At 44.0% G+C, this 9,260-nt stretch carries 8 protein-coding genes and 3 pseudogenes; 4 read left to right on the top strand and 7 right to left on the bottom strand.

The window, feature by feature from the left end; translation table 11 throughout:
• Positions 1 to 93: 93 nt before the first annotated feature.
• From CXF58_RS00365 to CXF58_RS00355, 3 genes and pseudogenes are all read left to right on the top strand, one after another.
• Positions 94 to 273: pseudogene (locus CXF58_RS00365) on the top strand (restriction endonuclease subunit S); the annotation flags it as partial.
• A 206-nt stretch (positions 274 to 479) separates the two neighbouring features.
• A pseudogene (thyA, locus tag CXF58_RS00360) lies at positions 480 to 767 on the top strand (thymidylate synthase); the annotation flags it as partial.
• A gap of 35 nt (positions 768 to 802) precedes the next feature.
• On the top strand, positions 803 to 1,375 hold the full coding sequence (locus CXF58_RS00355) for a dihydrofolate reductase (RefSeq protein ID WP_068403745.1): 573 nt from the start codon (positions 803 to 805) through the stop codon (positions 1,373 to 1,375).
• 110 nt (positions 1,376 to 1,485) lie between these two features.
• Here the strand turns inward: CXF58_RS00355 and uvrC are convergent, their stop codons facing one another.
• Both uvrC and CXF58_RS00345 read right to left on the bottom strand, forming a co-directional pair.
• Positions 1,486 to 3,330, bottom strand: a complete 1,845-nt coding sequence (gene uvrC, locus CXF58_RS00350) for an excinuclease ABC subunit UvrC (RefSeq protein ID WP_068403747.1) — start codon at positions 3,328 to 3,330, stop codon at positions 1,486 to 1,488.
• Positions 3,331 to 3,516: 186 nt separating this feature from the next.
• Positions 3,517 to 5,040 (bottom strand): DUF3360 family protein, encoded by a 1,524-nt coding sequence (locus tag CXF58_RS00345; RefSeq protein ID WP_068403748.1) that lies wholly within the window; start codon positions 5,038 to 5,040, stop codon positions 3,517 to 3,519.
• A 425-nt stretch (positions 5,041 to 5,465) separates the two neighbouring features.
• Here CXF58_RS00345 and CXF58_RS00340 point away from each other — a divergent pair, with 425 nt between their 5' ends.
• Positions 5,466 to 6,023, top strand: a complete 558-nt coding sequence (locus CXF58_RS00340; protein ID WP_068403750.1) for a DUF4442 domain-containing protein — start codon at positions 5,466 to 5,468, stop codon at positions 6,021 to 6,023.
• A 248-nt stretch (positions 6,024 to 6,271) separates the two neighbouring features.
• Here CXF58_RS00340 and rplS read toward each other — a convergent pair whose 3' ends face one another.
• From rplS to CXF58_RS00315, 5 genes and pseudogenes are all read right to left on the bottom strand, one after another.
• A complete protein-coding gene (rplS, locus tag CXF58_RS00335; protein ID WP_068403752.1) occupies positions 6,272 to 6,694 on the bottom strand; it encodes a 50S ribosomal protein L19 in 423 nt (140 codons plus the stop codon).
• A 205-nt stretch (positions 6,695 to 6,899) separates the two neighbouring features.
• Positions 6,900 to 7,664 carry a tRNA (guanosine(37)-N1)-methyltransferase TrmD gene (gene trmD / locus CXF58_RS00330; protein WP_102076226.1) on the bottom strand — a complete coding sequence of 255 codons (765 nt, stop codon included), beginning with the start codon at positions 7,662 to 7,664 and terminating at the stop codon, positions 6,900 to 6,902.
• A gap of 62 nt (positions 7,665 to 7,726) precedes the next feature.
• Entirely contained in the window at positions 7,727 to 8,260 is a 534-nt protein-coding gene (gene rimM, locus CXF58_RS00325) for a ribosome maturation factor RimM (RefSeq protein ID WP_068403756.1), read from the bottom strand.
• A 212-nt stretch (positions 8,261 to 8,472) separates the two neighbouring features.
• Entirely contained in the window at positions 8,473 to 8,742 is a 270-nt protein-coding gene (rpsP, locus tag CXF58_RS00320; RefSeq protein WP_068403757.1) for a 30S ribosomal protein S16, read from the bottom strand.
• Positions 8,743 to 9,124: 382 nt separating this feature from the next.
• Positions 9,125 to 9,260, bottom strand: a pseudogene (locus tag CXF58_RS00315) (IS1 family transposase); the annotation flags it as partial.

Genomic DNA, 9,260 nt, shown 5'->3' with positions numbered 1-9,260 from the left:
GAGCCTTTCCTAAATTTCGTGTAAGTACTTCTACAATCTAAATGATAGTTACACACTTTTTAGGAAAGGCTCGACAATGCAAGAGCTAATCTTAGCATGGGAAATATATCAAAATTTTTAATTCCTATACCTCCTCTAGCTGAACAACACCGTATCGTTGCTAAAGTCGATGAACTAATGGCTATTTGCGATCAGTTAAAAGTTAAGCTACAGCAGTCTCAAGAGACACAGGTTCAGCTTACCGATGCGTTGATTGATAGGGCTTTAGGGTGAGTTTTAATGTTGGAGCAATCACGTTTTATATGCCTTAGTACAACTAAAAGAAATAAACAAGACCTTCTATTAGCAGTGATATTTTAAAATCAGGTATAATAACCTTGTATGTATAACCCATATTGTGCAGAATTAAAAGTGCACAATGCTATTATAGCTATTAAGGCTATGTTATTAGGCGTCTTGTGCATAAATTAGGGGTTATAATATTCCTCGGTGTGCCATTTAATATCGCTAGCTACGCTTTGCTTACCCATATGGTGGCGCAAGTATGCGGTTTAGAAGTCGGCGAATTTGTTTGGACGGGCGGCGATTGTCATATTTACCAAAACCATCGTGAGCAAGTTGAATTGCAGTTGACGCGCTCGCTATATGAGCTACCAACCTTAACCCTAAACCCTGACATCAAAGATATTTTTGCCTTTAGCTTTGACGATATCAGCGTTGAAGGTTATGAGTCGCATCCAGCTATTAAAGCCAAGGTTGCTGTTTAAACTTTACTTTTAAAAGACCATAAAAAGGATAGGTTATGAGCTATGCCAATACCGAAGTTGCCCAAATCGCGGCTATCAGTCGCAATCGCTGTATCGGCAAAGGGAATGATCTGCCGTGGCATATCTCAGCTGACTTGCAGCATTTCAAAAATATGACGACCAAACAAAGTGACGGCACGATACAAGGTATCGTCATCATGGGTCGTAAAACCTTTGAGTCGATGGGCAGCAAGCCGCTACCAAAACGTATCAGCTTTATTATCACGACCCAACTAGACTACGCAGAGCAAAATAACTTGGTCGGTAGTGAAAAAGCGTATGTGATGCATAATTTAGACGATGCGCTGACACAAGCGGCCAGCCTTGCTCATGGTGCGCACCTTGATACCATTTGGGTGATTGGCGGCGAGCGGGTCTTTAGTGAGGCGATGATGTATACCGACCGCATCGAGCTGACGCATGTCGATACTGATATTAAAGATGGCGATGCCTTTTATCCCGAACTGCCAAATGAGTTTGTAGCCGCAGCAGAATCTGAGCAAAAACACGATGAAAAAAGTGGCTTAGATTTTAGGTTTGTGACTTATAAAAGGGAAAATACCGAATAATAATTGTAGTTTATTAAAATAAAAAAAGCTGTCCTAGATAATTCTAAGACAGCTTTTTTTATTGTTGGGCTTTATGAGCACAAACTTAAATTTACCCCATACTGCTTAAACTACTCATGCAGCACTTTATAAATCGTTTTCGCTAATACCGGACCAATCCCCTGCACGCCAGCCAGCTCTTGCTGCGACGCACCAAGCAATTGCTGCATACCGCCAAAGTGATTAAGCAGGTCACGGCGACGCTTTTCACCCAGCCCCGGTATGACTTCTAGCACCGATGAGGAACGGCGTTTATCGCGCTTTTTACGGTGCGCGGTAATAGCAAACCGATGCGCTTCATCGCGAATATGCATCAATAAATGCAGCGCTTTGCTATCCATCGGCAAATCAAGCGGCTCATGATCGATAAAGTGCAATACTTCCAAGCCTGCTTTACGCCCTTCACCCTTTGCTACACTAATGAGCAACGTATCATTAAGAATTCCCAACTCTGTGAGTACTTCTTTAGCAATACCAAGTTGACCTTTACCACCATCAATCAGCAATAAATCCGGCAATGGCTGCTTCTTATAACGCCGCGTCAGCACTTGCTTCATCGCCGCATAGTCATCACCACCTTGAATATCATGAATCGCATACTGACGATAATCACGGCGACGCGAACCACCTTGGTCAAAGACCACGCAGCTACCGATGGTCGCCTCGCCCATGGTATGCGAGATATCAAAACACTCGATACGGTCAATGGTTCTATCGGTGACATCAGCTAAAACGTCTTTCAGTGCCCCAAAGCGGGCATGCAATTCTAGATAATCGCCGAGCTTGGTTTTTAGGGCATTATTGGCATTGAGTTTGGCCAAATCTAACCATTCAGCGCGGTGCTCGCGAACGTTGGTTTTAATGACCGTCTTACTGCCAAAGTGGGTTATCAATGCTTCACTAACAGCTGTTTGATCCGGCAGCTCATGGCTGAGTATAATCTCAGCTGGCAAATCATCGGTTACTTGAAAATAAAACGAAGTAATAAATGCCGATAAATTATCGGCAAGTGGCTCACTGCTATCGATATCGGGAAAATAGTTTTTACCGCCAAGCACACGCCCGCCGCGCACAGTCAGCACATTGACACAGGTCATGCCCGCCTGACTGGCAATCGCAATCACATCCGCCTCACCTTCTACGGTATAGACGGCTTGCTTCGCTTGGACTTCGCGCAGCATAGAGAGCTGATCACGATAAAAGACCGCCTTTTCAAAGTCTAAGGCTTCCGCTGCGCTCTCCATTTTTTTAATTAACGTCTGATGAATGTCACTCGAATCACCTTTTAAAAATCGAATGGTATTATTGACGTCCTCGGCGTATTCTTCTGGCGATACCAAACCCACGCAGGGCGCACGGCAACGCTTAATCTGATACTCAAGGCACGGGCGCTTACGCTGTTTAAAAAAAGTATTGGTACATTGGCGCATCTGGAACATTTTTTGCATCAGCACCAACGTCTCTTTCGCCGCATGTGCCGACGGAAACGGCCCAAAAAAACGACCTTTTTGATGATTGCCCTTACCGCGCCCATAAGCCAATCTTGGATAGGGCTTATCCGCTGAGATAAACACATAAAGGTAAGATTTATCATCGCGCAGTAACACATTATAAGGCGGACGATGCTCTTTAATCAGGTTTTGCTCGAGTAATAGCGCCTCAGTTTCGCTACGAGTAATAATGGTTTCGATATTATGAATCCGCGCCACCAATGCCCGCGTTTTTGGATGGTCAATGGTCTTAGCAAAGTAACTGTTGACACGACTTTTCAGCGATTTGGCTTTGCCAACATAGAGAATATCGCCATTTTTACCCAGCATTTTATACACCCCTGGCAGATTTGGCAGGCGCTGGATTAAATGCTTTAGGCGGGCTTTTTTATCGTCGACGGGACTCGATGCGGAGACATTGACCATAGAATTTTTGACTCTTAAATTAGGGCTTTAACGTTAGTACAGAGTAAAAACAGCACACTGTAAAAACGTAAGTAATATCATATTTATGGGGCAACAGCGGGCATTTTGCAAGCCTAAAATTGGCTTAACCAAAGTCATAAAAAAAGCCAGCATCGAGGCTGGCTTTTTATGGAAAACGTTAAAAATCTAGTGACGGAAGTTTGGCAAAAGCGCTGGAATACCGGGCAACATGCCGACGATAGCCATCACTGTGGTTAAAATGACAAAGGTCACCACAGGAATAATCCAGCGACTCATTTTTGTTAAGCTGGCACTGCGCTCTTTTGAACCAATCAAGCCTAAGTTATCCAGTACCAAAGTAATCGACCAACCAAAGGCTGGATTGACCAAGGCAGAAGCAAAGACGACAATCGCCGCAGACTGCGTGGTTTTACCTTCGCGGGTCATCTCCATGCCCGCTTCAAGTAGCGGGATAAAGACACCAACAATCAATGCCACACACATTACCGGCTCCCAAATGGCTAAATCCATGGGGTAACCCCAAACACCAGCAATAATACAGAATAATCCCGTTAATACCGCACCGGCTGGAATAGGACGCTTCGCAATTGCCGCTGGTACAATATAGGTGCCCCATGAAGAAGCGAAGTTAGCACCGCCAAGCACAGAGCCTGCCACCTGACGAATAGAGGCGCTGGTCATGGTATCATCAATATCCATCAGCACGCGCTCAGTACGTTTTGGATAGCTTATTTTTTGAAAGACTTGATGACCTAAAAAATCCGGCGACCACATAGCAACGGCCAACACCGCAAATGGCAACACCACGATAAAGCTTTCGACAGTCGGCAAGCCTAACATCCAACCAGTATTTTCGCCCCACCAATACATTGGATTCATATTTGGTAGGCCGGGTGCGGTTTTAAAGGTAAAAGGCGCGCCCATCGCAAAGGCAACACCGCCACCTAACAAACAACTGAGTGGCACTGCAAGCCAGCGTTTTTGATAATTCTCTAACAGTGCATATAAGATAATCGTCAGTAGAATCACCACAAAGGCAATATGTGACATGCCAATGCCCTCTGCCCAAGCAAATAGGTTTTTGACTTGGGAGGTGGTGCCGATAAAGCCCAAATACAGCAGTAGGCCGCCGCACACGCCTTTACTGGTCAAGTTCGCTAGCAGACTGCCGCCTTTACTAATGGCAAGTAGCAAACCAAAAGCACCGATTAGTAGACCAAAGGCCATCGGATGACCACCCGCGGCAACGACGATAGGAATCAGTGGAATCAGTGGGCCGTGCGTACCAGCAAGGTTAGCAGTCGGTAGCAGGAAGCCTGAGAATAAAATCACAAAAAACGCCACGATAAGCAATTCATAACGCACGTTTTCTAGCACAAAGGCATCGCCCAAACCAAGCGGACCAGCAAAGGTTGCAGCAATGGCGCCCACCATCACCACTTTACCGATGGTCGCTGCCATTGCCGGAATCGTATCTTCATACTCAAAACGATAATCGCGGAACGGCAAATTAGCACGCCAACGTTTTGGTTGCATGATTTGCAGTTCATGATTGAGGTAGGCATTACGATTTTTAAAGCTAGCGCTGGGCTTATGTAACTCTACATAGCTGCTTTGCAAATCGTCATTATCAGAAGAGATTGGTTGCTGCGGGTTGCGCCCTGAGGTGGGAAGCTGTGTACCACTCATCACATTTCCTTATGTCAACTGAGGTTTGAGCGGCGTTATTATCCTAATATCGAGTAAATATTAAACCGCCCAAAACAAAATCCCGCTATTGTAAGACATCGTTAAAGATAATGCGAGACTTTCGCCATTAAAAGATACTACCCGCATCGTTATGAAAAATATTTTTTATGACTCAATCGTTCACACTTAGAAAATGGTAATGAATGCAAACAAGATAATGGCTTTATCGTCGCATTTGCCGTTTCGTTACGCTTTAAAACTGGCGAGCTTCATGGTTTTTCACTATGATAAATATCTTTTTATGACTCATTGCTTGAAAACTTACCTTATAAGCAACAATCCTTGCAGTCATACTTAACTTAATACAATAAAAATAACTCATACCATCAGACTAGCAATATCTAAAAAGGGAATAGGAAATATTGATGAATTTACTGCCTAAAAGACTTGAAACGCTTAAACGTAACGCGAAAAAAAATATCATGCCATTACTGACGCCCTACTTGCTTAAACTGCGTATCAACACTTATGCGCCCTACATCGGCGCTGGTATCAAGATTGAACACATGAATTTAGATCAAGGTTTATGCGTGGTCAGCATGGGCTTAAATAATTTAAACAAAAACATCGTCGGCACCCAGTTTGGGGGCAGCTTATACTCGATGGTAGATCCGTTTTATATGCTGATGCTTATGCACCAATTGGGCAGCAGCTACGTAGTATGGGATAAAAGCTCACATATTGAATTTATCGCGCCGGGTAAGAGCAAAGTCACCGCAAGGATCAAGGTTAGCAGTGCTGAAGTAATCGCTATTCAAGAGTTGGCAAAGGATGGCGAGCCCGTCTTTCGTGAATACAGCGTCGATATCGTCGATGAGCAACAAAAAGTCGTCGCTACTGTTACTAAGACTCTTTATATTCGACTGCGTAAGTACAGTAAGTCTAAAGACCAAACCAGCCGCGTAGACAATATTGAGACCTAAAACATTGAAAGCCAACATGTCACGCAAATCTTTAATGAAAACAGCATGAAAGCAGCAATTAAAGCCTAAATAAAAGCGGCAGAAACAAAAACCCCAATCTGGCATAAGCACAGATTGGGGTTTTGTCTTTTTTGGTATGGCCCGCTTATTTATAAATAAACCTATGAATAAGGGCTTGTATCTACTTTCGCCTTGCCAAGCATCAAGCGTCCAATCAGACGACTAAGCGCAGCAAAGCAAACTGGTTCTTAAATACCAGGAGCAGTATCAACTGCTTTAGGTACGCCAGCGTCAGTTTTTTTGTTTGCAGCTGGACGAGCACCAAGTTTTTCGCGGATACGGGCTGATTTACCAGAACGCTCACGTAAGTAGTATAGTTTCGCACGGCGAACTGCGCCACGGCGTTTCACTTCGATGCTATCAATGATTGGTGAATGCAATTGGAATGCACGTTCTACACCAACACCGCTTGAGATTTTACGTACGGTAAACGCTGAGTTTAGACCGCGGTTACGCTTAGCAATTACAACGCCTTCAAAAGCCTGTAAACGCTCACGCTCACCTTCACGTACTTTTACTTGAACCACAACGGTATCGCCGGGTGCAAAGCTTGGGCGCTCAATCAATTGCGCATTTTCGATGACCTGAACCAATGGATGCTTGTTGCTCATGAGAGTTATCTCCTCACATTAGATAATAGAGGCTTGACGCATATCACCTGTTTGTAATAATGAATCATAGCTATTATTAATATCTTGGATTAATAATAACTACAACGTAAATGGGTTATGACCAACGGCCATGATGCTATGACACGTTTTATTGTTGCTCAAAATATTATTGCTTAACTGTTTATGTTTTTAACCGCTATTAACGCTATTTTTTATCTGCTTTTGCCAATGCTTTGAGCCACTTTGCTTGCTCGACCGTTGGCGTAAACGCTTGCCATAAATCTGGACGCCGCGCTTGCGTACGTTCGACCTGTTGGCTAAAGCGCCACTTAGCGATATTGCTATGATGACCTGAAAGTAGAACTTCAGGGACCGCCAACCCAGCAAATTCATGCGGCTTGGTATAGTGCGGACAATCAAGCAAACCATCGACAAACGAGTCTTGCTCAGCGGATTTATCATCACCCATAATATCAGGCAGACGACGTATCACACTATCCATGAGCACCATTGCTGGTAGCTCGCCACCGGTCAACACATAATCACCAAGTGATATTTCCATATCGACATACTGCGTCAGTAAGCGCTCATCAATACCTTCGTAACGACCACATAATAAAATCATGCCGTCATACTCAGTCATGCTGACCACCCTAATCTCGCTCAGCGTCTGTCCTTGTGGTGACATATAAATCACCGGACAGTGCGCACTGTCGACACGGCAACCGTGCTGACTGGCACGCAGGCGGGCATCCTCAATCGCTTGGGATAATGGCTCAGCCATCATCACCATGCCAGGGCCGCCACCATACGGGCGCTCATCAATACGGCGATAATTATCCGTGGTATAATCACGTGGATTGATGCATTCAATCGTGACTTGCTCCTGAGTGACTGCCCGTCCCGTGATTCCAAACTCACGAATCGTGGCAAACATTTCAGGGAAAATACTAATCACGGCAAAATACATCAGATCTCTACTTGCATAAACACTGCGTGAATGACGTTTTTATCAATCAAAAGAAATTACGATTAATAATCACTTTGCCATGCCACAAGCACGGTTTTCTCAGCCAAATCGACCTCAATCACCGTTTGCTTATGCCAAGGTATCAGGCGCTCCTCGGCATCTAAACTGTCTGACGTTGCCGCGACACGCATGATGTCATGGGCTCCGGTTTCAAACATTTCAGTAATATCGCCTAAGTTTTCGTCCTGCTCGTTTATCACGCGCAGGCCAACCAAATCTGACCAATAATATTCATCTTCACCGGTTTCTGGCAAAACGTTTTGCTCAACCCAAATGGTCACGCCATTCATGGTCTCTGCAACGTTACGATCAGGGACTTGTTCAAATTGAGCGACAATGCCCGTCCCTTGCTCGCGCCACGCCTTTACAGTTAAAGGCTTCATGCCAGTAGCAGTTTTCATCCACCAAGGCTGCATGTCAAAGATTGCCGTGCGATCATCCGTGTCACTAAATACCCACAGCCAGCCTTTAATGCCATAAGGCTTTTTTAGCTGGCCGATTTTCATAAGTGCACTAGCGTTTGGAACAGATGACATAACGGCTAACCTAACGATGACTAAAACAACAATGATAGATAAAGCAATGACTAAAGAACAAGGGTAAATACAGCTCAATCAACAGCGCTAAGCGCAATCAAAAGTAATAAACAGTTAATGGCGCACCCTGGTCAAACCAGTTACGCTATGTTTTCTAAAGTCTGTTGAGACTGCCATAGACCAGCTATCAGCGCCTCAGTGACGGTACAAACTTAAGCAGTTGCTTCAGTTTGAGCGGCAGACTTGTTATAAGCTTTTGCTAATGAAGCAACGCGATCTGAAGGTTGTGCACCTTTAGCGATCCACGCATCGTACGCTTCCATGTTTAGGCGTACTGCTTCTTCAGACTCTTTAGCGAGCGGGTTAAAAAAGCCAATGTTTTCAATGTAACGACCGTCACGCGCGCGGCGTTGATCAGCAACAACTACTTGATAAAATGGGCGTTTCTTGGCACCGCCCCGTGCTAAACGAATAACAACCATGTGAATTCTCTCTTTCGCAGGTATACCAAAAAGGGCATAATTATAGCACAGTCTTATTTTATTGAAAACATAAACCGTGCTTATTTAATTATTTATTAACAATAGCTTAAATGGCAAAGCATGTAAAATACAATTCAAAATATCTTGTTAATTTATAGCGGCAGAATGCTATTTCAGGTCTGGGTCTTCTTGCAAATTGACTATCGTAAAGCAACCTGTCTTACTATTTGATTATGCTATGCTACCAACAATAGCAGTGATAGAAATCCATAAAACATAAGCTTGTAAGCGCGCATACAGCGAGTTACTTTTTATCTAGATATTTAATTTATATAGACATTCAATAAAAATACCTGGTGGTGTTCTAAAAAGTATGCCGGCATCAGACGTAACCATAATTGATGTAAAAGAACACCATATCAAACACTTTGAAGTGATTATCGAGCTTCTTAGAGAAACAACAGGTCTTTCGAACGGCTCGTCGCAATCGGTGTCTAAGGCGACAGTTATTACCTTCT

It is taken from the genome of Psychrobacter sp. Sarcosine-02u-2, assembly GCF_002836335.1.
In the GTDB taxonomy this organism is placed as follows: domain Bacteria; phylum Pseudomonadota; class Gammaproteobacteria; order Pseudomonadales; family Moraxellaceae; genus Psychrobacter; species Psychrobacter faecalis.
Note: the sequence above shows the minus strand (reverse complement) of the source record. Positions and strands in the feature narration are given on the sequence as shown.